Origin of the sequence: Streptomyces sp. NPDC021224, assembly GCF_044332905.1 — a bacterium.
Lineage (GTDB): Bacteria > Actinomycetota > Actinomycetes > Streptomycetales > Streptomycetaceae > Actinacidiphila.
Map to the genome: position 1 here is coordinate 158975 of NZ_JBIRPW010000001.1, position 20924 is coordinate 179898.

Sequence of the window (20924 nt, forward strand, 5' to 3'; positions counted from 1 at the left end):
AATCCTGCTGTGTGGGGTGGTTCCGCTCCATGGTACGCACTTTTATCGTCTATCGATAGCTGACCGACTCCTTTCGGACATCGCCGGCCCGCTCAGCGGCCCCGCAACCGGTAGACGCGCACGGCCGTGCCGGACGTGACCTGCCGCCGCTGCGCCGCCGGGAGGTGGTCGGCCCCGCGGGCCGCGACCGCCAGCGCGCGGGCGCGGGAGCCGCGCGGCAGGCAGATCGGCCAGTCCGAGCCGAGCAGGCAGCGGTCCGGCCCGAAGGCGTCCAGCACCTCCCGTACCAGCGCCGCGACCCGGTCGTCCGGGACGCCGTGCTGCTGGGTGAGCAGACCGGAGATTTTCATGTTCACGTTCGGCAGTGTGGCGGCAGATTCCATGTCGGCGCGCCAGTTCCCGAGGTTTTCCCCGAGGTTCGGCGGGTTGCCGAGGTGGTCGACGACGACGGTGAGACCGGGGTGGCGGGCGGCGGTGTCGGCCGCGGCCCGCAAGGCGCCACGGTACAGGTTGAGTTCGAGCGCGGTGCCGGTCCGCGCGAGCACGGGGATCAGCGCGCGGGCCGCCTCGGGGGTGTCCGCCCAGGTCGCGCCGCCCAGCCGCATGCCGTTGGGCGCGGTGTCGCCGAAGGCGTCCAGCAGCGCGGCGAAGGGGCCGGGGCCCGCGTCCCCGTGGACGTGGAGGTTGCCGACGTATCCGGCGACGACATCGGGTCTTTGCCGCCGCAGCTCACGCAGGGCCGCGGTCTCCCCCGCGTCGCCCCGGGATGCCTCGACCAGGACGGTGCCGGTCACGCCCGTGCCCTCGCCCGCGGCCGCGAGGTCGTCGGCGGTGAAGGCGCGGTGGTGCGGGGAGTCCGGCCGTATCCAGGGGAAACCCGTACGCGGATCCCACAGGTGGGCATGGCAGTCGATCACGGCGGACTCCCCTTCTCCCGGCCGCCCCGCGCGCTTTCCGGGGTGCGGGCGGCTCTTGACACGGCTGTCGGCGCACTGAAGGCTAGCAATCGATTATCAATGGGCGATGAAGAAGGGTCGGGTGTGTTCCCGATGCTCGGGGTGGAACGAATCGACGACAGACCCGCGGCGGCGAGCGGGGCCGCCCGGTGACGGCCGCCGGACCCGCACCCGCCGGGACCGCCGGGACCGCTGAACCCGCGGCGGCGCTGACCGCCACCCGCCGCTTCACCGAGGCGCCGCGGTGGGCCGCGCTGGAGCGCGAGCTGTTCGCCCGCCAGGACGCGGCCTGGCGGACCTTCGCCGACCGCTACACCGAGGGCGACGGCCGCCTGGTCTTCCGCGACTCCCTCGGCCAGGGCCTGGACGACCGCGACGGCGTGGACGACTTCTACGAGCCGTTCTTCAACTGGCCCACCCTCTACCTGCTCGGCGGCAGCACCGACCTGCTCGCCGCCGCCCGCCGCCACTGGCGCGGGGTGACCGCCCAGCTCACCGAGATGGGCCTGGTCGTGGACGGCCTGGAGCGCGGCTACGACTGGTTCCACCAGGGCGAGGGCATGCTGCTCTTCTACGGCCTGTGCCTGGCCGACCCCGGCGACCCCGAACTGCGGCGGCTCGCCGCCCGCTTCGCCGACGTCTACCTGCCCGGCGGCCCCAACTACGACCCCGCGCACCGCGTCCTCACCGCCCCCCACAACGGCTCGGGCGGCCCCCGCCCCGGCTTCAGCGACCACGACACGTACTTCCCGTGGAGCCTGGCCCTGCGCCCCTACGGCCTCCCGCTCGACTGGGGCACCGGCGTCAGCTCCTTCGACGAGCTGGCCGCCGACCCGGCGAAGGCGCGGGCCTACGGCCAGGTCATGTGGCAGCGGATGGGCCGCGGCGACACCCTGGTCAACCTCGCCTCCACCACGCTGGCCACCAACGCGTGGCTGCTCGGCGGCGAGCAGCGGTACGCCGACTGGGTCGCGGAGTACACCGGCGCCTGGCAGGAGCGGCTCGCGGGCCGCGAGGTGCTGCCCGACAACGCCGGGCTCGGCGGCGGGGTCGGCGAGTACCTGGAGGGCCGCTGGTACGGCGGCCACTACGGCTGGTCCTGGCCGCACGGGCTGTCGTCGGTGGCGTCGGCCGCGCTCGTCGGCGCCGTCAACGCGAGCCTGGTGACCGGCGACCGGGGCTTCCTGGACCTGGCCCGCAACCCGCTGGACGCCGTCCTCGCGCACGCCGAGCAGCGCACCGCCGACGAGATGGGGACCCTCGGCAAGCGGTGGCGCCCGCACCTGGCCACGATCCCGGGGCAGCGCACGCTCATGGTGCCGCAGCGGCACAACGACTCCGGCTGGTTCGACTTCACCGTCATGCCGACGCAACTGCCCCTGTCCCTGTGGCACTTCAGCCGGGAGGCGGCCGACGCCGAGCGCGTCGAGCGGCTGCGCGCGGGCTCGCGCTGGGACTGGACGGACGTGCACACCCAGCGCACCAAGGACGAGTGCGGCCACGAGGAGCCCTGGCACGAGTTCCTGCACGGCCGCAACGACGGCTTCCCCGAGCGCATGCTCACCAGCGCCCTGGACGTCTGCGCCGAGCGCCTCGCGGCGATCGAGGCCGACGACACCGACCCGGCCACCGGCCCCGACGCGCTCGGCATCCACCACTGGCAGAACCTCAACCCGGTCGTCACCGAGGCGCTGCTCCAGCTCACCACCGGCTCCCCGCAGGTCCTCTACAACGGCGGCCTGGCGCAGCTGCACGTCCGCTACCACGACGCCGAGGCGCGGCGGCCCGGACTGCCCGCGGACGTCGCGGCGCTGGTCAGCGACATCCGCCCCGAGCACACCGTGGTGGAGCTGGTGAACCTCGGCGGCGAACCGCGCACGGTCGTCGTCCAGGCGGGCTCGTTCGCCGAGCACGTCCTGCACACCGTCAGCGCCGACGACGGCGCCCCGCGGCCGGTCGAGGGCCGCTGGTGCACGGTCGCCCTGCCCGGCGGCACGCGCGTGCGGCTGACCCTGACGATGACGCTGCGCGGCGCCGAACCCGCCCGCACCACCCCCTGGGAGGCCGCCCGATGACCCTCGCCCTGCACGGCCGGACCCCGTCCCGGCTGTCCTTCGACCTCCCCCCGGTGGGGCTCGGCACCGCGCCGCTCGGCGGGCTCTTCACCGAGGTCACCGAGCAGGACGCGGCCGCGACGCTGCGGGCCGCGGCCCGCGAGGGCGTCCGCTACTTCGACACCGCGCCGCGCTACGGCCACGGCCAGGCCGAGGAGCGGCTCGGCCGCCTGCTGGAACCCGCCGGGGTGGCCGACGCGGTGATCTCGACGAAGACCGGGTGGCTGCTGCGGCCCCGGGCGGACGGCTCCGGCACCGACGTCGTCACCGACTGGACCGAGCGCGGCATCCGCGCGTCGCTGGAATCCAGCCTGGAGCGGCTCGGCCGCTCGTCCGTCGACATCCTCTACCTGCACGACGCCGACGAGTACGCCGAGGAAGTGCGGGCCACGGCCTACGACGCGGTGCGGCGGCTGCGGGACGAGGGCCTGGTCAAGGCGATCGGCTTCGGCATGAACCACAGCGCGCCGCTGGCCGCGTACGTCGCGGCGTACGAGGTGGACGTCGTGCTGATCGCGGGCCGCTTCTCGCTGCTGGACCACGACGCGATGACGAGGCTGCTGCCGCTGTGCGCGGAGCGCGGCACGGCCGTGGTGGTGGGCGGGGTCTTCAACACCGGGCTGCTGGCCGACCCGTCGGACGGCGCGATGTTCCACTACCGCCCCGTCCCGGCGGGGGAGCTGGCGCGGGCCCGGCGGTGCCAGGAGCTGTGCGCGCAGTACGAGGTGCCGCTCACGGCGGCGGCGGCGCAGTTCCCGTTCCTGCACCCGGCCGTCACGTCCGTGGTGCTCGGCTGCCGGTCGGCGCAGGAGGTGACGGCGAACGCGGAGGCGCTGCGCCGCCCGGTCCCGGCCGAGCTGTGGCGGCGGCTCGCGGCGGAGGGCTTCGTCCCGGAGGAGCTGCTGGGGGCGGTCGGCTGAGCCGGCCCCCGGGATGCGCTACCGTCTACCAGGATGTGCAAGAGCCTTGCACATCCTGGATGACGGATAGGGCGGCCCCCGGGCCGGACGGGAGAAGCATGGCAGCCGAATCCGGCGCGGGCACGCAGGCCGTCGAGCGCGCCCTGTCCCTGCTCACGTGCTTCACCGACGAGCACAGCGAGCTGCGCGTCAGCGAACTGTGCGCGCACACGGGCCTCGGGCAGTCCACCGTCTCCCGGATGATGTCGACGCTCGACCGCCTCGGCTTCGTCGTCCCCGACGCCCGCACCGGCCTCTACCGCCTCGGCCCGGCGGCCGTCACCCTCGGCTCGGTGGCGCTAAACAGCTCCCCCCTCTTCCGCGCCGCCCGCCCCGTCGCCCAGAGCCTCGCCCACGCGACCGGCCTCGGCGTCAACCTCGCCGAATTCCGCGACGACCGGCTCTTCTACCTCTGCAACTTCGAGGGCCCGCGCTCCGCCAAGTCCTTCACCATGGCCGGCCGCGCCGCCCCGCTGCACGCCACCGGCATGGGCAAGGCCGTCCTCGCCGCCCAGCCCGCCGAATACCTCTACGCCTACTTCTCCGCGGGCCTCGGCCACGCCTACACCCCGCACACCCTCACCACCCCCGCCGCCATGGAACCGGCCCTCGCCGAGATCCGCAGCCGCGGCTACGCCACCGAGGTCGAGGAACTCGCCTTCGGCCGCGCGTGCGTCGCCGCCCCCCTCCGCACCCGCGGCGGCACGGTGGTCGCCGCCCTCTCCCTGAGCGGCCCCCTCTCCGACCTCGACCTCCCCACCCGCGAGCAGGAACTGGCCCTCACGGTGATCGAGGCCGCCGACGAACTCTCCGCCTCCCTCGGCTACACCGTCCCGGTGATGGCCCAGCCACGGAGATGACCGGCCCCGGCGCCCTCAGGGCACGAGGCCGCCGAGGTCGATGTCGACCGTGAACGGGACCGCGAGCTTCAGCCGCTCGCGGTGGATACCGGTGGCCACGTAGGCGCCGGTCATGACGTCGAGTTCGTAGGTGTGGACAACCGGCAGCCCGCCCTCGTCCTCGATGCGCCAGAAGTGCGGAATCCTGGCCTGCGCGTACTTGAAGGGCTTGAGCGACCTGTCCCGGTCCGCCGACTCCTCCGACACGACCTCGACGACCAGAGCCACGTCCTGCGGCGCGTACCGGGTCCGGTCGGGATCGTACGGCGCGGCGGCCACCAGGATGTCCGGCTCGGGACGGCTCTTCCTGTCGAGCCGGACGGTCATCTCCCGCTCGGCCTCGAACCCGGCGGGAGCCCCCTGGCGCAGGGCGAAGGTCAGGTTCTCCACGAGCCGGGAGCGCCAGGAGCGCTGCGGCGACATCATGAAGATCAGTGCTCCGTCGATGAGTTCGGTGTGCCGCGGCGCCTGCGGGAGGTGGTCGAGGTCGTCCGCCTCCCAGCCGCTGGGCCTGGGCGGGATCATCCAGTCGGGCAGGTCGGCGGTCACGGCTTCCTCCGGGCACCTCACCGGTGCGGTCAGGGGCCTCGAACCCGGGTCACGGACGCGGGGTGCGGGTCATGCCAGCGTAGTTGATGCCGCCCCCGGATCCGGCTCGTCGTCGTAGAGCCTCGCCCGCAGGTCGGGGCGGAGGAAGGCGGCGGGGGAGGCGATGGACAGGCCGCCGTCGACGGGGAGGACGGTGCCGGTGACGAAGGGGGCCGAGGCGAGGAAGAGGACGGCTCCGGCGACGTCGGCGGGGGTGCCGACGCGGCCGAGGGGGTAGCCCTCGGTGACCTGCGGGAGGTCGGCGTTGCCGATCATGCCGGGGGCGACGGCGTTGGCCCGGATGCCGCGCGGGCCGTAGTCGAGGGCGAGCTGCCGGATCAGGCCCTCCACGCCGGACTTGGCCGCGGAGTAGCCGGGCAGCCACGGGGCCGCGAGGGTGGCGTTGACGGAGCTGACGGCCACGATGCTGCCGCCGCGGGGCAGCGCCGGGAGGGCGGCGCGGGCCGGGAAGTAGGCGGTGTGCAGGGTGTTGGTGATCGCGCGGTGCCAGTCGTCGGGGGTCGCCCGGTGGGCCGGGGCGGGGGCCATCACGGCGGCCGCGAGGACCAGGACGTCGATGCCGCCGAGCCGCTCCACCGTACGGGCGACGGCCTCGTCCGCGCCCGCCGCCGTACTCGCGTCGAGCGCGAGGTCGGCGGTCAGGGCGCGGTGGGCGGCGCCGCCCGCGGAGACGCCCATGACGCGGTCGCCCGCGTCGGCGAAGGCCTCGGTGATCGCGTGGCCGATCGGTGAGGTGCTGCCGATCAGCAGGACGGCGCGGCTCATGCCGGGACCTTCGCGCCGAGCGGCAGCTCGGTGAGGATCTCGTCCAGCGCCTTCGCCGTCAGCGGGTCCAGCTCCTGCGCGGGCAGCCGGACGGCGCCGGACGCGATGACACCGCGCCTGCGCAGCACCTCCTTGTGCACCGCCCACGCCTGCCCCGGCCGCATGCCGATCTGGACGAGCGGCAGCAGCCGCCCGAACGCCTCCCGGGCCTGCGCCCGGCGCCCCGCCGCGAGGTCGTCCAGCACGCCCCGCAGCAGGTCGGCGAACTCGCACGCGGGCATCGTGCCGACCGCCCCGTTGTCGTACTCCTCGACGACGGCCACCGCGTTCTGCCCGCCGAGCACCGCGAAGGAGGCGGGGACGGCGGCGGTCACCGCCGCGACCTTCAGCGGGGTCGGCGGCGCCTCCACCTTGACGGACGTGATGCCGGGGGCCTGCGCCGCGAGCGTCGCGACCGCCGCCGGGTCGATGGCGACGCCGGTCGCGCCGGGCGCGTCCTGGATCATGACGGTCGCCTCGCTGCACGCCGCGACCTCGGCGTAGAAGTCGATCGTCTGCTGCCGGTTCGGCTTGGCCAGGAACGGCGGCAGCACCATGAGCTGGTCGGCGCCGCCCGCCGCCGCCTGCCGGGCCTGCTCGACGGCCAGCACGGTGCTGGTGCCGTTGACACCCGCGACGACGGGGAGGTCCGCGCCCGCGACGTCCCGCACCGCGCGCAGGATCGCGGCGCGCTCGTCGGCCGTCAGCGCGAAGCCCTCGCCGGCCATGCCGAAGACGGCGACGCCGTCCACGCCGCAGCCGAGCTGGAATTCCACCAGGGAGCGCAGCGACGGGACGTCGAGGCGGCCGTCGTCGGTGAAGGGCGTGGCGAGGATGGGGATCAGGCCGGTGGGTGCGGTGTTGCGGGACATCAGCTCTCCTTGGCGAGGGCGGCGAGGGCTTCTACGGTGTCGCGGTCGATCTCGATGCCCAGGCCCGGGCCCTCGGGCAGCGTGAAGCCGTCCGGCCCGGCGGCCAGCGGCGTACGCAGGACGCGCTGGGCGACGGGCACGGTCGTGGGCTGGAACTCGAAGAAGGGGCTGTCCCGGACCGCCGCCGACACGTGCAGGCCCGCCGCCATCGCCACGCCGAGCCCCACCGAGTGGTGGCAGGCCACCGGCACGTGGTGGGCGTCGGCGAGCGCCGCGATCGTCATGGCCTCGGTGACGCCGGTACGGGCGACGTCCGGCTGCGCCAGGCCCAGGGCGCGGCGGGCCAGCCAATCGCGGAACTCGTAGCGGTTGCGCATGGCCTCGCCCGCCGCGACCGGCGTGGTGATGCGCGAGGCCAGGTCGCGGTGCCCCTCGGTGTCCTCGGGGGCGAGCGGCGCCTCGAGGAACAGCGCCCGGCGGCGGTCGAGTTCGCGCCCCAGCTCCAGCGCCTCGGCCAGCCCGTACGCCCAGTGCGCGTCCAGCGCGATCCGCACGCCGGGCGCGGCCGCGGCCACCGCGTCGTACGTCGCGAGGTCCGCCGCCACACCCTTACCGGCCGCGAGCTTGACCATCGTCGCGCCCTTGGCGGCCCACTCGGCGGCGAGCCGCGCGCGGCCCTCGTCGGTCGGCTCGGGCAGGCCGGAGACGTACACCGGGATGTGCGTGCGGTACGCGCCGCCGAGCAGCTGGGCGACGGGCAGGCCCGCGATCCGCCCGGCCAGGTCCCACAGCGCGGTGTCGAGGGCGGCGAGCGCGTCGGCCTGATGCCCCACCAGGTGGCCGCGCTCGCGCATGAGGTCGCGCATGCCGTCCCACAGCGGGCGTACGGCACGCGGGTCGCGGCCCAGCAGCCAGGGGCCGAGCATGCGGTCGACGATGGCCGCGACCACCTCGGGCCCGACCGGCGCCAGGGCCTCGCCCCAGCCCTCCGCACCGTCGTCGGTGACGACGCGGACGAGCAGGGTCTCCATGCGGGCGGAGTAGAGGCTGCGCCAGGGGGGACGGACGAAGTAGCCGTCCTCGGGGCGGGGGGCGGTGCCGTCGTCGAGCTTGCCGAGGTAGGCCGACTCGGCCGACTGCTTGATGACGTAGGTCGTCACCTGGGTGATCCGCACGCGCGCTCTCTTCTCGGTTGGTCGGGTTGATCGGGCTTCTCGGGCCGGTCGGCTGCCTTGGGCGGGGAGTTCGGGTCCGGGGCTCCAGACTCCGGACCCGGGGCCCCGGGCCCCGGGCCGCAGGATCAGTCATTCGCATCATGAGATGCCGTTTGCGCATTCTGCAAGCACCATCCACACTAGCGGATGCCCCTCGCGCGGCTCTCCGGACCCTCCGGCCCGGCGCCCCCGCCCCTCACCACGGAGGATTTCCGTGAACGTGCTGGAAGAACTGACCCGGCGCAGGCTGCTCGCCATCGTCCGCGCCGACGGCCCCGAGCACGCGCTCGCCTGCGTCCACGCGCTGATCGGCGCCGGGGTCACCGCACTTGAGGTCTCGCTGACGACGCCGGGCGCGCTCGTCGCGGTTGCCCGGGCCCGCGCGGAGTTCCCCGCCCCGGTGCTGGTGGGAGCCGGGACCGTGCGTACGGCCGCGGACGCGGAAGCCGCCGCCGAGGCGGGCGCGGACTTCGTCGTCACCCCGGCGCTCACCCCCGGCGCCCGGCGCGCCGTCGCGCTCGGGGTGCCGCTGCTGTGCGGGGCGCTCACCCCCACGGAGGTCGCCGGCGCGCTCGACCTCGGCGCGACCGCGGTCAAGGTCTTCCCCGCCGACGTCCACGGCCCCGGCTACCTGCGGGCCCTGCGCGCCCCCCTGCCGGACGTGCCGCTCGTCGCGGTGGGCGGCATCGGCGCACGGAGCGCGGCGGCGTACCTGGCGGCGGGCGCGCTCGCGGTGGGCGTCGGCTCGCCGCTGCTGGGCGACGCGGGTACGGGGGGTTCGCTCGGCGCGCTGGCCGCGCGGGCGGCGGAGTTGCTGGCGGCGGTGGCCCCGCCGGGGCGCGAGCACGAGCGGGTGCCCGCACCCGTGCCCGTGCCCGCACCCGCACCCGTTTCCGTGCCGGCAGTTGGCGACCGCCACGCGCCGGTGTCGCACGACCGGCCCACCCCGTAACGTCCCCTCCCCACCGCCTTCGGCAGGAGCAGCCCCCCATGACCGACGTCCTGACGATCGGCGAGACGATGGCCGCGCTCCGCACCCCCGGCCCGCTGCGGCTCGGCGGTGCGGCGCAGCTGTCGGTCGCGGGGTCGGAGAGCAACGTGGCGATCGGCCTGGCGCGCCTCGGCCACGACGTCGCGTGGGCCGGGGTGGTGGGCGACGACGAGCCCGGCGCCCTCGTCCGCAGAACGCTGCGCGCGGAGGGCGTGGGCACGCGCTTCGTCCGCACCGACCCGGACCGCTTCACCGGCTTCATCGCGTTCGACAGCCCCGCCCACGACATCACCCGGGTCAGTTACCACCGCACCGGGTCGGCCGGGTCGGCCCTCACCCCGGCCGAGTGCGAGGCCGCGCTCGCCGCCGCCTCCCCCGTGCTGCTGCACCTCACCGGGATCACCCCCGCCCTGTCCCGTACCGCCCGCGCGGCCACCCTCGCCGCGGCGCGGTCCGCCCACGCGGCGGGCGTCCGTGTGACGTTCGACGTCAACCACCGCGCCCGCCTGTGGTCCCGTGCGGAGGCCGCCCCGGTGCTGCGCGAGCTGCTCCCGTTCGTCCACACCGTCTTCGCGTCCGAGGACGAACTCCCCCTCCTCACCCCGGCGGAGGACCCGGTGCCCGACCTCCTCGCCCGCGGTGTCGCCGAGGTCGTGGTGACGGCGGGCGCGGACGGCGCCCACGCCCACACCCCCGAGGGCAGCCACTTCCGCCCCGCCCACCCCGTCACGGTGGTGGACAGCATCGGCGCGGGCGACGCCTTCGTCTCCGGCTACCTCTCCGCCGCCCTCGACGCCCTCCCCCCGAAGGACCGCCTGGCCCGCGCCACGACCTCCGGCGCCTTCTGCGTCGGCGGCCGCGGCGACTGGGAATCCCTCCCCTCCCGGGAGGACCTGGCCCTGCTGGACCGGGGGGCGGGGCACGCGGTGCGGTAGTCCGGGCCACGGTGTCAGAGAGCCACGATGCCCTCGCCGCCGACCGCGTCGGGCACGGTCACCGAACCCAGCGGGGCAAGGCTGCCGTCCCGCCCGACCCGGAAAGCGTCGACCCCGCCGGTGGCGCCCGTCTGGACGTAGAGGAAGCGCTCGTCGGGTGTGACGGCCGAGTCGGTGGTGCCCGCGCCGGTCGCGGTGGTGCCGAGCGGTGCGAGGCCGGCGAGGCCGGTGCGGCGGAAACCGGAGAGGGTGCCGCTGCCCGCGTTGGAGGCGTAGAAACGGTCACCCGCGCGGACGATCCAGCAGGTGGCCATCTGGCCGGTCCGCGCACCGCCGAGCGGGACGGCGTGTCCGTCGTGGCGGATCGCGAAGGTCAGTACGGAGTTGCTGCCGGCGTCCGTGACGACCAGCAACCCCCGCTCGTCGAAGGTGAAGCCGAACGGCACCGCCCCGTCCATCGCGGTGACGGCGGGCCCGCCGACGAGGGCCCCGGAGCGACGTACCCGGAAGACCTCGATGCTGCTCCCGCCCGCCTTCGTCGTGACGACCAGCCGGGAGCCGTCCGGGGTGAACGACACCTGCCCGGGGGTGTGCGTGAACTCCGGCGCCGCCGCGGTGTCGAGCCCGAGTTCCCGGTGCCCGCCCACGACGGGCTCCAGCGTCCCGCCGCCGGTGATCCGGTAGCCCTGGACGGAACCGCCGTCACGGGCGTTGAGCACGTAGACCGTGTCCCGACGGACGGTGACACTGACGGGGAAGTCCCCGCCGGACGGCACGACCTGCTCCCGCTCCAGCCACTCACCGTGCACCGAGAAGACGGTGACGGTGTCGCTTCCGGCGTTCACCGCGAACAGCAGCCGGTGGACGCGGTCGTAGGCGAGCGACCCCTGCGAGGCGAGGTGATCGACGACCGAGCCGCCGAGCACGCCGCCCCTGCCGCCGGTGGCGAAGGTGCCCCGCCGGTGGAGCGAACCGTCCGGGGCCCGCCGGTAGGCGACCACCGCGTTGGCGTCGGGGGCGTCGGTCTGCACGAAGACGGCGCCGCCGGAATCCCCCGGCCACGAGGCGGGCGTCACCGCGGCGGCAGTGACGGCGGACGGGAGCAGGGCCGCCGCGGCGAGGGCCAGAGCGGCTGCCGCGGTACGGACGGGTGGGCGCAGCTTCATCGTTCTCCTCCGGGCTACGGGCGCCGGGCCCCGCCCGCCACCACCGGCGGCCCCGTCCCGCCACCAGGATCGGTTGCCCCCGCCCCGGCCCCCGCGCCCGACGGGCCCCCTGTCGCCCGTTGGCAGGAGCCCTACTGCCCCGATGGCCCCGTCCGCACGGGCGGATCCGTGTCGCCGGGCGGCCCCGTCAGCCCCGTGTCGCGGAGGATCCGGTCGACCGTCGCGCTCAGCGCGCTGCCGGCGCCGACGACGGTCTCGACACCGGACGGCAGCAGGCCGTGCTCGACGTACCACTCGCGCTCCCGGTGGTCACGCGGGGCACGTTGCGGGCACCACGCCCGCGCCGGGAGGGCGCCGGGGACGACGTCTAGAGGTCGATGACGATCTTGCCCTTCACATGCCGGCCTGCCTGGAGTTCGGCCGCCGCGCGGATCTGCTCGATCGGGAAGGTCGCCGCGATGGGGACCCGGATGCGGCCCGCCGCGGCCAGGCGGGCGATCTCCTCCAGGGCGCCGGGCGCCGCGTCCGCGCCGTTGGCCGGCCGCACACCGTCGACCTGCGCGGCGATGGTGCGGATACGGTCGTCCGGGACGCCGAGTTCCCTGGCGGCGTGCACCGTCTCCGTCCCGTACAGGTCGATGGCGGCGGTGACGCCGCCGGGCGCGAGGGCCCGCACCCGGTCGGCCAGGCCGTCGCCGTACGTCACCGGCTCGGCTCCGAGGGCGCGCAGGTGGTCGGCCGACGCCGCCGACCCCGTTCCGATCACGCGCGCTCCCGCGATCCGGGCCAGCTGGACGGCGAACACCCCGACCCCGCCCGCCGCGCCGCCGATCAGCACGGTGCTGTCCGGGCCGAGGTCGACGGCCGCGAGGGCGGCGGCCGCCGTACGGCCGCCGATCGAGAGGGTGGCGGCGGTGCGGTCGTCGACGCCGTCGGGGGTGTGATGGGCTTCGTTCGCCGCGGCTCCCCCGGTCGTGTCGATCACGACGAAGTCGGCGACCGCGCAGGACAGGGCGCCGCCGAACACCCGGTCACCGGGCGCGAAGTCGCTCACGCCGGCACCGGCCTGGTCGACCACTCCCGCGTAGTCGGTCCCGAACCCGGTCGGCAGGCTGAGGCCGAACCGGGCGGCGGTGTCCGCGTCGGCGGTGATGATCCAGTCCATCGGGTTCAGACCGGCCGCCGTGACCCGCACCCGGATCTGCCCCGGCCCGGCCTGCGGAGCGGGAACCTCGCGGACGTCCAGGACCTCGGGGCCGCCGAACGCGTCGAGCCGGACCGCCCTGCTGCCGCCCGCGGGCGAGGAATTGCTCTGCGCCGTCATGTGCGTCTGTCTCCTTCGGGCCGAGGGAACGCATGGAAACGGACTACGCTCCGTTTCCATGGACGACCGTAACACAAACGGAGCGCGATCCGTTTCTGCCGGAGAGGGCAATCGCGTGACACGCGCCGACGCGGCCCGCAACCGCGACCAGCTGCTCGCGGTGGCCACCCGCGTGTTCATATCGGCTGACGCCGAACCCTCGATGCGCGCGATCGCCCGCGAGGCCGGGGTCGGGATCGCCACCCTCTACCGGCACTTCCCGACCCGCGAATCGCTGGTCGACGCGGTCTACCAGGACCAGGTCGTACGGCTCACGACCGGCGCCCACGAACTGCTCACCCGGCTCCCCCCGGCCGAGGCGATGCGCCGCTGGGCGGACCTCTTCGGCGACTGGATCGCCACCAAGAGCGGCATGCTCGACACGCTGCTCGCGATGGTCGAATCCGGCGAGATCTCCCACGCCCGGACCCGCACCGAACTCCTGACGGCCATCACCACGATCCTCGAAGCGGGCCGCGCGACGGGCGACCTCCGCACCGACGTCACCGCCGAGGACATCGCCGCGTCCCTCATCGGCATCTTCACCGTGGCCCCGCGCCCCACCCGCGCCCCCCAGGCCGCCCGCCTCCTGGACCTCCTGCTGGACGGCCTCACCCCGCGCCCCACGTGAGCGGCCCCGACCGTGACCCGTGGAGTCCTTCGAACGCGCCCGCCCGCACGGTGGCCGCGGGCAGGTGAGGGGGCGTCCGCGAAGCGGGAGCGCTCAGCGCAGGCCGCCCGAGGCGAGGATGACGTCGCCGGTGATCCAGCGGGCGTCGTCGGAGGTCAGGAAGGTGACGAGGGGGGCGTAGTCGGCGGGGAGGCCGGTGCGGCCGAGGGGGGTGGCGGCGATGGAGGCGGTTTCCTGGGCGGAGCCGGGGAAGCCGAGTGCGCGGGCGCCCTCGGTGTCGGTCGGGCCGGGGGCTATCGCGTTGACGCGGATGCCGCGCGGGCCCAGTTCCTTGGCGGCGGTGACGGTGAAGGCGTTCACGGCGGCCTTGGAGGCGATGTAGAGGGCGCCGTAGGGCGGCAGGGTGAGGGTCCCGGCGGTCGAGATGTTGACGACGGAGGCGCCGTCGAGGTCGTCCTGCGCGGCCAGGGCCTGGGTGGTGAGGACGGTGCCCAGCAGGTTGGTGTCGAGTTCGCGGCGGAACTGCTCCTCGGTGACGTCCGCGAGGGGGCCGAACGTCGCCACGCCCGCGTTGTTGACCAGGATGCTGACGGGCCGCCCGTAGGCCTCGCGCGCCCGCGCGAACAGCCACCGTACGTCGGGCCCCGAGGCGACGTCCGCCTGGACGGCGAGGGCCTGGCCGCCCCCGGCGGTGATGTCGGCGGCGACGCGCTCGGCGCCTTCCGCGTCCTCCCGGTAGTTGACGACGACCGACGCGCCGCTCCCGGCCAGCGCCCGCGCCATAGCGGCACCCAGGCCCTTCGACGCGCCCGTGACGATCGCCGTACGTCCGCTGTTGCTGCTGCTCACCGTGGCTCCTCCGACGGGAAGTGCGGGGGCGTTCCCCGCACCACTCACCGTAGGAAACCCACTCACCCAAGGGAAGTACGTACCTTTTTGTAAGCTGCTCCCATGACCGAAACGCCTGCCGCCACGCTCCAGGACGACGCCACCGCGACGGCCACCCGGCTGCTCGCCCATGACACCTTCGACGCCAAGTGCCTGCTCCGGCCGGTCATGGACCAGACCACCAGCCGCTGGGCGACGCTCATCATCTCCGCGCTCATCACCGGGCCGCACCGCTTCGCGCAGCTGCACACCCGGGTCGGTGGCATCAGCCAGAAGATGCTCGCCCAGAACCTCAAGGCGCTGGTCCGCACCGGGCTGGTGCACCGCGAGGTCGCCCCGACCACGCCGCCCCAGGTGACGTACAGCCTCACCGCGCTGGGGACGAGCCTGGCCGGGCCGCTCACCGAGCTGATCGGCTGGTACGGGCGGCACGGCGACGAACTCCTCGCCGCCCAGGCGGACTACGACCGGGGGCAGCGGGGCGCCTGAACCGCCGCCGTCAGGACGCGCTGTCCTTGCAGGCGGTGCTCAGGTCGTCCATGTCGGAGGTCATCTCGTTCTTGGCGGCGTCGAAGCTGCCGTTGCCCGAGTCGCGCAGGCTGGCGCCCATCGTCGTGGCGTCGGCGGCGAGGGCGCTGATGGCGGTCTCCACGTCCGGGTCGTCCGCGTCGGAGGCGGTGCCGTCCAGGTGGGTCGCCAGGTCGTCGTAGGTGGCCACGGCCGAGTCGACGTTGTCGTCGGTGACGGGGTTGGGGATCAGGTCGAGGTGGGCCTGGAGGGTGTCGATCGCCGTGTGGCAGGCGGGGTCCGGGGTCGGGTCGGGCTCCTCGGTGTCGGTGTCCTCCCCGGCCGGGTCGTCGGTGGCCGGGTCGTCGGTGGCCGGGTCCGAGCCGCCCGACACGTCGCCGACCAGCGGGTCGTAGGTGGTGGAGGAGGACGTCGAGGGCGTGTCGTCGCCCGACGCGTGGTCCTTCTTGGCGGCGTCGACGAGCTTGGGCCCGAAGACGAGCGCGAGGACCACCAAGAGGGCCAGGCCCACCCAGATCCCGCTGCGGTCGGCGGCCTTCTGCCGGGACGGCCCGGGACCGGACGACGACCCGGGACCGGACGACGGCCCGGCGCCCCCGCCGGAGGTCCCCGACGCCCCGCTCCCGCCCGCCATCACCTTCGTCCGCGCCGTCCCGCCCGCCGCCTTCGGCGGGGCGTCGAGGAGTGCGAGCGCCTGCTCGGCGGTGGGCCGCGCGTCGGGGTCCTTCTCCAGCAGCGCGGTGATGAGGGGTTCCAGCGCGCCCGCGCGCCGGGGCGGTTCCGGCTGCTCGATCAGGACGGCGGTGAGCGTCGCGGTCTGGCTGTCCCGGCGGAAGGGGGAGACGCCCTCGACGGCCTGGTAGAGCGTGGCGCCCAGCGAGAACAGGTCGCTGACCGGGCGGTCGTCGATGCCGTTGGCGCGTTCGGGGGCGACGTATTCGAGGGAGCCGACGAAGCCGCCGGTGGTGGTGAGCGAGGTGTCACTGGCGTGGATCGCGATGCCGAAGTCGGTGAGGAGGTAGTCGCCGTTCTCGGCCACCATCACGTTGGCGGGCTTCACGTCCCGGTGGACGACCTCCTCGCGGTGTGCGGCCAGCAGGGCCGCGAGCAGGTTGCGGGCGGCGCGGGTGGCCTCGGCCTCGGAGAGCGGGCCGTGCTCCGCCAGGTGTTCCAGCAGCGAGTGCCCGCTGACCAGGCGCATGATCATCCAGGGCTTGTCGTCGTCGAAGACGACGTCGTGCACGGCGACGATGTTGGGGTGGTCGCGCAGCCTGGCGGCGTTGCGCGGCTCGCGCTCGGCGCGGGCGAGGCGGTCGGCGTGCTCCTTGGGCGAGGTCGCCGGGGGCAGGTACAGCTCCTTGACGGCGACGTCGAGGCCGAGGTGCAGGTCGCGCGCCCGCCACACGATCCCGAACCCGCCCCGGGCGAGCGCCTCGTCGAGCCGGAAGCGGCCCCCGACCACCGTGCCGGGCTGCGTCTCCTGTGCCATGACCCGCCCCACCCCACCCGTCCCGTACGACGCCTGACGCTGCGTCATTACCGTACTGAACGGCGCCGGTGGCCGCCCGGCCCGCGGGGCGGGCTGTGACGGGACTGTTTCCGCACCGGAACACCCGTCACGTACCGGCGGGCGCGGTCACGGGCGGACGATCGCGTCCTGTTCCAGCAGCGGGGCGCCCGCGTGCCAGTCCAGCGGCTTGCCGAAGCGGACCAGTTCGCCGTAGTGCGCCGGGTCGACACCCTCGGCGAGGACGAGGGCGAGGACGGCCTCGGCGGCGGCCGCCGGGGTCTGGGCGTGGCTGTAGTCGGTGAACCACGGGCGCGAGGTCGCGGTGTCGACCATGCCGGGGCACACCGAGGCGACCAGCGTGCCGGTGGCGAGGTCGCGTTCGCGCCGCTCGGCGGCGACCGCCCGGACGGCGGCGACCTGGGCGACCTTCGAGGGGACGTTCAGCCAGACGGGCCAGCCGGCCTCGCGCGCGGTGCCGTCGTGGATCGCGGTGCGCCAGGACTCCACGGCGTATTCGACCTGCTCCAGGGTCGCGCCGTCGAAGAGGTGGTGCAGCCGCGGGTCGAGGTGGCCGAGGGTGCCCAGGCTGCTGGCGACCACGAGCAGCCGGCCGCCGGGGCGCAGGACGGCGCCGAAGGAGCGCAGGACCGCGTGCGTGGCGGTGTTGGAGACGTCGATGACCTCGTCCGCCCGCTCGGCCTGCGAGTCCTCGGGCAGCATGCGGGTGACCGCGTTGGAGAGGACGACGTCCACGCCGCCGTGCTCGGCCCGCAGTTCCTCGGCGAGGCGGGCGATGGCGTCGGCGTCGCTGACGTCCAGGACCCGGCCCTCGACGCGGGCACGGCTGGCGGGCAGTGCGCCGACCTCGCGGGCCGCGGTCTCGACGCGGGTGCGGTCGCGACCGGTGAGGAGGACGAGGTCGCCGGGCGCCCACCCGGCCGCGAGCCCTTCGGCGAGGGCGCGGCCGAGTCCCTGGTTGGCGCCCGTGACGAGGGCGACGCGCGAGGTGCTGGGTGAGGTGCCGTGCGGGGTGTTCTCAGGAGTGCTCATGCCTCCACGCTAGGAACCCCGTCGCCATGCGTCCAACGAGACTTCGGCACGGCTAGTATGCGTGATCGTCATGGACTTCAGGGATGTCTCACTCACCGCGCTACGCGTCCTGCGGGCCGTCGCCGAGCAGGGCACCTTCACCGCGGCCGCGGCCTCGCTCGGCTACACCCAGTCGGCGGTCTCCCGGCAGATCGCCGCGATCGAGCGGGCCGCGGGCGCCGAGCTGCTGGAGCGGCGGCGCGACGGCGTACGGCTCACCGCCGCCGGGCGGGTCGTGCTGCGCCGGGCCACGACCGTCCTGGACGAGATCGACGCGGCGGCCCGCGAGCTGTCCGGGCTGGACGAACGGGCCGGGACCGTACGGCTGGGCTGGTACCCGAGCGCGGGCGCCGTGCTCGTGCCGCGCGCGCTCGCCGCGCTGCGCCGCACCGACCCCGGGCTGCGCGTCGTCGGCCGGGAGGGCGCCAGCACCCCCGCGCTGGTCCGCGCGCTGCGGGCGGGCAGCCTCGACCTCGCGGTGCTCGCCTCGGCCCCGCCCTTCCGGCCGCCGGACGCGGAATCGCCGCCGCTGGTGCTGCGCACGCTCGCCGAGCGGGCGCTGTGCCTGGCCGTGCCCGCCGTCCACCCGCTGGCCCGCGGCGACTTCGTCGACGTCGCCGATCTGCGCGGGCAGCGCTGGATCGCCGGGTCGTCCGCGGGCGAGGACCACCTGATGGGCGTGTGGCCCGGCCTGGACGAGCGGCCCGACATCGCCCATGTGGCCCGCGACTGGCTCGCCAAACTGCACCTCGTCGCGGCGGGCTGCGGCCTGACCACGGCGCCGGCCGCGTTCGCCGCCGCCGCGCCCCCCGGTGTGCGGATCCTGCCGGTCCGCGGCGGCCCGCAGGAGCAGCGCCGGGTGCTGCTGGCCCGCCTGCCGCACCCGCCGCCGAGCGCCGCGGTCGCCCGGGTGGGCGCCGCGCTGCGGGCCGCGGCCGTCGAGGACGCGGACCGCCCGCCGCCGGGCGCCGCGGGCTGACGGCGGGGCGGCCCCGCCCGGACGCGCCGGTACGGCCCCGCCCCGTACACCGCCCGTACATCGCCCCGGGCGGTCACACTGGCTCCATGGCCGACATCAGACGCAGCGCCGGGCTGCTCCTCTTCCGCCGCACCCCCGGCGGGGTGGAGGTGCTGCTCGGGCACATGGGCGGACCGTTCTGGGCGCGCAGGGACGCCGGGGCGTGGAGCGTGCCGAAGGGTGAGTACGGCGCGGGCGAGCAGCCCTGGGACGCCGCCCGGCGGGAGTTCCGGGAGGAGTTGGGGCTGCCCGCCCCGGAGGGTGAGCCGCTGCCGCTGGGCGAGGTGGTGCAGTCGGGTGGCAAGCACGTGACGGTGTGGGCGGTGGAGGGCGACCTCGACCCGGCCGACGTGGTGCCCGGCACCTTCACGATGGAGTGGCCGCGCGGCTCGGGCCGTACCGCGGAGTTTCCCGAGCTGGACCGGGTCGCGTGGTTCGCGCTGGACGCGGCCCGGGAGCTGGTCGTCACGGCCCAGGCGGCCTTCCTGGACCGGCTGGCGGAGCGGATCTGAGGGGCGTTCAGGCCGCGAGCGCGGTGCGGAGGTAGCCGGTGATCTCGGCGCGGGCGGTGTACGCCTGGGGGAAGGTGGCGGGGAGCGTCAGGAAGGCGTGGAGTGCGCCGGGGTGTTCGTTGAGGCGGGCGGGGGTGCCGGCGGCGCGCAGGCGGGTGGCGTAGGCGCGACCGTGGTCGGCGAGCGGGTCGTCGGTGGGGATGACCAGGAGCGCCGGGGGGAGGCCGCCGAGGTCGGCGGTGTGGAGCGGGGAGAGGGTGCGCGGGTCCGCGCCCCGCGGGGTGGCGAGGCGGCGGACGAGGCGCAGCAGGTCGGTGGTCAGGGTCGGGGTGCGGGCGTGCTCGGTGGCCGAGGGGTGGTCGAGCATCGTCGCGCTGACGTCCAGGGCGGGGTTGACCAGTACCTGGGCGGCGAGCGGCAGTCCGGCGTCGCGGGCGCGCAGCGCCACCAGGGCGCTGACGAGGCCGCCGTAGCTCTCGCCGAAGACGGCGGTGCGGGCGGGATCGACGCCCCACCAGGACGCGTCGCCGAGGATGTGCCGCAGGACGTCCCAGGCGTCGTCGACGGCGTGCGCGAGCGGGGTGTCGGACGCGAGCAGGCGGTGTTCGACGGAGACGACGAGCGCGGGCAGCCGGGCCGCCAGGTGGCTGCCGGTCCAGTCGCACTGGACGGCGGTGCCGACGAACCCGCCGCCGTGGACGTGCAGGATCAGCGGCAGCGGGCCGGGCGCCGGGGCGGCCGGGCGGTGGACGCGTACGGGCAGGCCGCGGCCGGGCAGCGTGACGTCCTGCCAGCCGGTCAGCGCGCCGGGGTCCGGCTCGCCGGTCGTCGCGCGTGCGGCGGGCGCGGCGCGGAAGCGGTTCTCGGCGGCGGCGTAGTCGCGCAGTTCGGCGTCGGTGACCGTGGTCCAGTCCGGCTCGGCCGGGCGTGACAGGGCGGTGCCGGTGGTGGTCTCGCTCATGGTCGGGTCCCTCTCCCTCGTCCGGAGCGCCGGGCGGCACGCGGGATCGCGGAACTCACGGCCTCGCCGCAGCCTGGCGCAACAGCAGCGCCCTCATTATGCACGCACCGCGTGCAACGCCAAGTGCAATGACAGGTGCAACGGCGGACGCACGCTCGCGCGCATGCGTTACGCTGGCCGTCATGACGACAGGCAGACGGCGCTGGTCCACCGACGAGATCCTGGACGCGGCCGCCGAGCTGCTGCGCGGCGGCGACGCCGAGTCGTTCAGCGTCCGCAAGCTCGCCGCGACGCTCGGCACCGACTCCTCCAGCCTCTACCGGCACTTCCGCAGCAAGACCGAGCTGCTGCGGGCGGTCGCCGACCGGGTCCTGCTGGCCGCGATGGACGGCTACCGGCCCGAGGGCGACTGGCGCGCGCGGATCACCGCCGTGGCGCTGCGGCTGCGGGCGGCGTTCGGCGGCCAGGTGCAGCTCGCGGCGGTCTGGGGGCGCTACGCCTCCAGCGGCGAGGGCGCCCGGCTGGTGATGGAGGAGGTGCTGTCCGCGCTGGACGAGGCGGGCCTGCCCGAGGCCGCGGTGCCGGGGCACTACCACCGGCTGGTGGTGCTGGTGGCCGCCCTCGTCTCGTCCGAGGCGGGGATCGGCGGCCTGACCCAGGTCGAGTACGACCAGGGCGTGGAGCTGTTCCGGGTCGCCGTGCTGGGCGCCGACCCGGCCCGCTTCCCGGCGCTGGCCCGGTACGCCCGCGACCTCAGCCCGCTGGGGGCGGACCGCGAGGCCGCGTTCGAGGACATCCTCGCCGCGCATCTGGCGGGCGTCGCCGCCGACCTCCCCTGACGGCGAAGGCCCGAGGCCACCCGGTACGGAACCAGGTGGCCTCGGGTCGTGCGCGGACCGGCTCAC

The 20924-nt window shown here is 75.3% G+C and carries 21 protein-coding genes; 10 read left to right on the top strand and 11 right to left on the bottom strand.

Features of this window, described 5'->3' with window-relative positions; genetic code table 11:
• Nucleotides 1–92: 92 nt before the first annotated feature.
• Nucleotides 93–917: an amidohydrolase family protein gene (locus ACH4PY_RS00655; protein WP_398174074.1), complete on the bottom strand. Its 825-nt coding sequence runs from the start codon at nucleotides 915–917 to the stop codon at nucleotides 93–95.
• 188 nt (nucleotides 918–1105) lie between these two features.
• Here ACH4PY_RS00655 and ACH4PY_RS00660 point away from each other — a divergent pair, with 188 nt between their 5' ends.
• From ACH4PY_RS00660 to ACH4PY_RS00670, 3 genes are all read left to right on the top strand, one after another.
• Nucleotides 1106–3031, top strand: a complete 1926-nt coding sequence (locus ACH4PY_RS00660) for a hypothetical protein (RefSeq protein ID WP_398174077.1) — start codon at nucleotides 1106–1108, stop codon at nucleotides 3029–3031.
• Nucleotides 3028–3990: an aldo/keto reductase gene (locus tag ACH4PY_RS00665; protein WP_398174080.1), complete on the top strand. Its 963-nt coding sequence runs from the start codon at nucleotides 3028–3030 to the stop codon at nucleotides 3988–3990. The genes ACH4PY_RS00660 and ACH4PY_RS00665 overlap by 4 nt, the downstream gene beginning before the upstream one ends.
• A gap of 98 nt (nucleotides 3991–4088) precedes the next feature.
• Complete coding sequence (locus ACH4PY_RS00670) at nucleotides 4089–4889, top strand: IclR family transcriptional regulator (protein WP_398174083.1); 801 nt, start codon at nucleotides 4089–4091, stop codon at nucleotides 4887–4889.
• A 15-nt stretch (nucleotides 4890–4904) separates the two neighbouring features.
• Here ACH4PY_RS00670 and ACH4PY_RS00675 read toward each other — a convergent pair whose 3' ends face one another.
• From ACH4PY_RS00675 to ACH4PY_RS00690, 4 genes are all read right to left on the bottom strand, one after another.
• On the bottom strand, nucleotides 4905–5477 hold the full coding sequence (locus ACH4PY_RS00675; RefSeq protein ID WP_398174086.1) for a Uma2 family endonuclease: 573 nt from the start codon (nucleotides 5475–5477) through the stop codon (nucleotides 4905–4907).
• 69 nt (nucleotides 5478–5546) lie between these two features.
• Nucleotides 5547–6302 carry an SDR family NAD(P)-dependent oxidoreductase gene (locus ACH4PY_RS00680; protein ID WP_398174089.1) on the bottom strand — a complete coding sequence of 252 codons (756 nt, stop codon included), beginning with the start codon at nucleotides 6300–6302 and terminating at the stop codon, nucleotides 5547–5549.
• Nucleotides 6299–7213, bottom strand: a complete 915-nt coding sequence (locus ACH4PY_RS00685; RefSeq protein ID WP_398174092.1) for a dihydrodipicolinate synthase family protein — start codon at nucleotides 7211–7213, stop codon at nucleotides 6299–6301. Before ACH4PY_RS00685 ends, ACH4PY_RS00680 begins: the two co-directional genes overlap by 4 nt.
• On the bottom strand, nucleotides 7213–8388 hold the full coding sequence (locus tag ACH4PY_RS00690; RefSeq protein WP_398174095.1) for a mandelate racemase/muconate lactonizing enzyme family protein: 1176 nt from the start codon (nucleotides 8386–8388) through the stop codon (nucleotides 7213–7215). The genes ACH4PY_RS00685 and ACH4PY_RS00690 overlap by 1 nt, the downstream gene beginning before the upstream one ends.
• Nucleotides 8389–8641: 253 nt before the next feature.
• On the opposite strand from ACH4PY_RS00690, the gene ACH4PY_RS00695 reads away from it, so the two are divergent.
• Together ACH4PY_RS00695 and ACH4PY_RS00700 are read left to right on the top strand one after the other, a co-directional pair.
• Entirely contained in the window at nucleotides 8642–9379 is a 738-nt protein-coding gene (locus ACH4PY_RS00695; RefSeq protein ID WP_398174098.1) for a bifunctional 4-hydroxy-2-oxoglutarate aldolase/2-dehydro-3-deoxy-phosphogluconate aldolase, read from the top strand.
• A 38-nt stretch (nucleotides 9380–9417) separates the two neighbouring features.
• Nucleotides 9418–10353, top strand: a complete 936-nt coding sequence (locus tag ACH4PY_RS00700; protein ID WP_398174101.1) for a sugar kinase — start codon at nucleotides 9418–9420, stop codon at nucleotides 10351–10353.
• Nucleotides 10354–10367: 14 nt separating this feature from the next.
• On the opposite strand, the gene ACH4PY_RS00705 is transcribed toward ACH4PY_RS00700, so the two are convergent.
• Nucleotides 10368–11519 (bottom strand): lactonase family protein, encoded by a 1152-nt coding sequence (locus ACH4PY_RS00705; protein WP_398174104.1) that lies wholly within the window; start codon nucleotides 11517–11519, stop codon nucleotides 10368–10370.
• A gap of 367 nt (nucleotides 11520–11886) precedes the next feature.
• Nucleotides 11887–12843 carry an NADP-dependent oxidoreductase gene (locus tag ACH4PY_RS00710; protein ID WP_398174107.1) on the bottom strand — a complete coding sequence of 319 codons (957 nt, stop codon included), beginning with the start codon at nucleotides 12841–12843 and terminating at the stop codon, nucleotides 11887–11889.
• A gap of 58 nt (nucleotides 12844–12901) precedes the next feature.
• Between ACH4PY_RS00710 and ACH4PY_RS00715 the strand changes: the two genes are divergently transcribed.
• Entirely contained in the window at nucleotides 12902–13513 is a 612-nt protein-coding gene (locus ACH4PY_RS00715; protein WP_398174110.1) for a TetR/AcrR family transcriptional regulator, read from the top strand.
• 93 nt (nucleotides 13514–13606) lie between these two features.
• On the opposite strand, the gene ACH4PY_RS00720 is transcribed toward ACH4PY_RS00715, so the two are convergent.
• A complete protein-coding gene (locus tag ACH4PY_RS00720; protein WP_398174113.1) occupies nucleotides 13607–14362 on the bottom strand; it encodes an SDR family NAD(P)-dependent oxidoreductase in 756 nt (251 codons plus the stop codon).
• 102 nt (nucleotides 14363–14464) lie between these two features.
• Here ACH4PY_RS00720 and ACH4PY_RS00725 point away from each other — a divergent pair, with 102 nt between their 5' ends.
• Entirely contained in the window at nucleotides 14465–14890 is a 426-nt protein-coding gene (locus ACH4PY_RS00725; RefSeq protein ID WP_398174117.1) for a winged helix-turn-helix transcriptional regulator, read from the top strand.
• Between the two features lie 10 nt (nucleotides 14891–14900).
• Here ACH4PY_RS00725 and ACH4PY_RS00730 read toward each other — a convergent pair whose 3' ends face one another.
• Together ACH4PY_RS00730 and ACH4PY_RS00735 are read right to left on the bottom strand one after the other, a co-directional pair.
• On the bottom strand, nucleotides 14901–16418 hold the full coding sequence (locus ACH4PY_RS00730; RefSeq protein ID WP_398174120.1) for a serine/threonine-protein kinase: 1518 nt from the start codon (nucleotides 16416–16418) through the stop codon (nucleotides 14901–14903).
• A gap of 147 nt (nucleotides 16419–16565) precedes the next feature.
• Entirely contained in the window at nucleotides 16566–17489 is a 924-nt protein-coding gene (locus ACH4PY_RS00735; RefSeq protein ID WP_398174123.1) for an SDR family NAD(P)-dependent oxidoreductase, read from the bottom strand.
• 70 nt (nucleotides 17490–17559) lie between these two features.
• Here ACH4PY_RS00735 and ACH4PY_RS00740 point away from each other — a divergent pair, with 70 nt between their 5' ends.
• Both ACH4PY_RS00740 and ACH4PY_RS00745 read left to right on the top strand, forming a co-directional pair.
• Nucleotides 17560–18507, top strand: a complete 948-nt coding sequence (locus tag ACH4PY_RS00740; RefSeq protein WP_398174126.1) for a LysR family transcriptional regulator — start codon at nucleotides 17560–17562, stop codon at nucleotides 18505–18507.
• A gap of 86 nt (nucleotides 18508–18593) precedes the next feature.
• Entirely contained in the window at nucleotides 18594–19058 is a 465-nt protein-coding gene (locus tag ACH4PY_RS00745; protein WP_398174129.1) for an NUDIX domain-containing protein, read from the top strand.
• A 7-nt stretch (nucleotides 19059–19065) separates the two neighbouring features.
• Here ACH4PY_RS00745 and ACH4PY_RS00750 read toward each other — a convergent pair whose 3' ends face one another.
• Nucleotides 19066–20019: an alpha/beta hydrolase gene (locus tag ACH4PY_RS00750; RefSeq protein ID WP_398174132.1), complete on the bottom strand. Its 954-nt coding sequence runs from the start codon at nucleotides 20017–20019 to the stop codon at nucleotides 19066–19068.
• Between the two features lie 182 nt (nucleotides 20020–20201).
• Between ACH4PY_RS00750 and ACH4PY_RS00755 the strand changes: the two genes are divergently transcribed.
• Nucleotides 20202–20858 carry a TetR/AcrR family transcriptional regulator gene (locus ACH4PY_RS00755; protein ID WP_398174135.1) on the top strand — a complete coding sequence of 219 codons (657 nt, stop codon included), beginning with the start codon at nucleotides 20202–20204 and terminating at the stop codon, nucleotides 20856–20858.
• The last annotated feature ends 66 nt before the right edge of the window (nucleotides 20859–20924 follow it).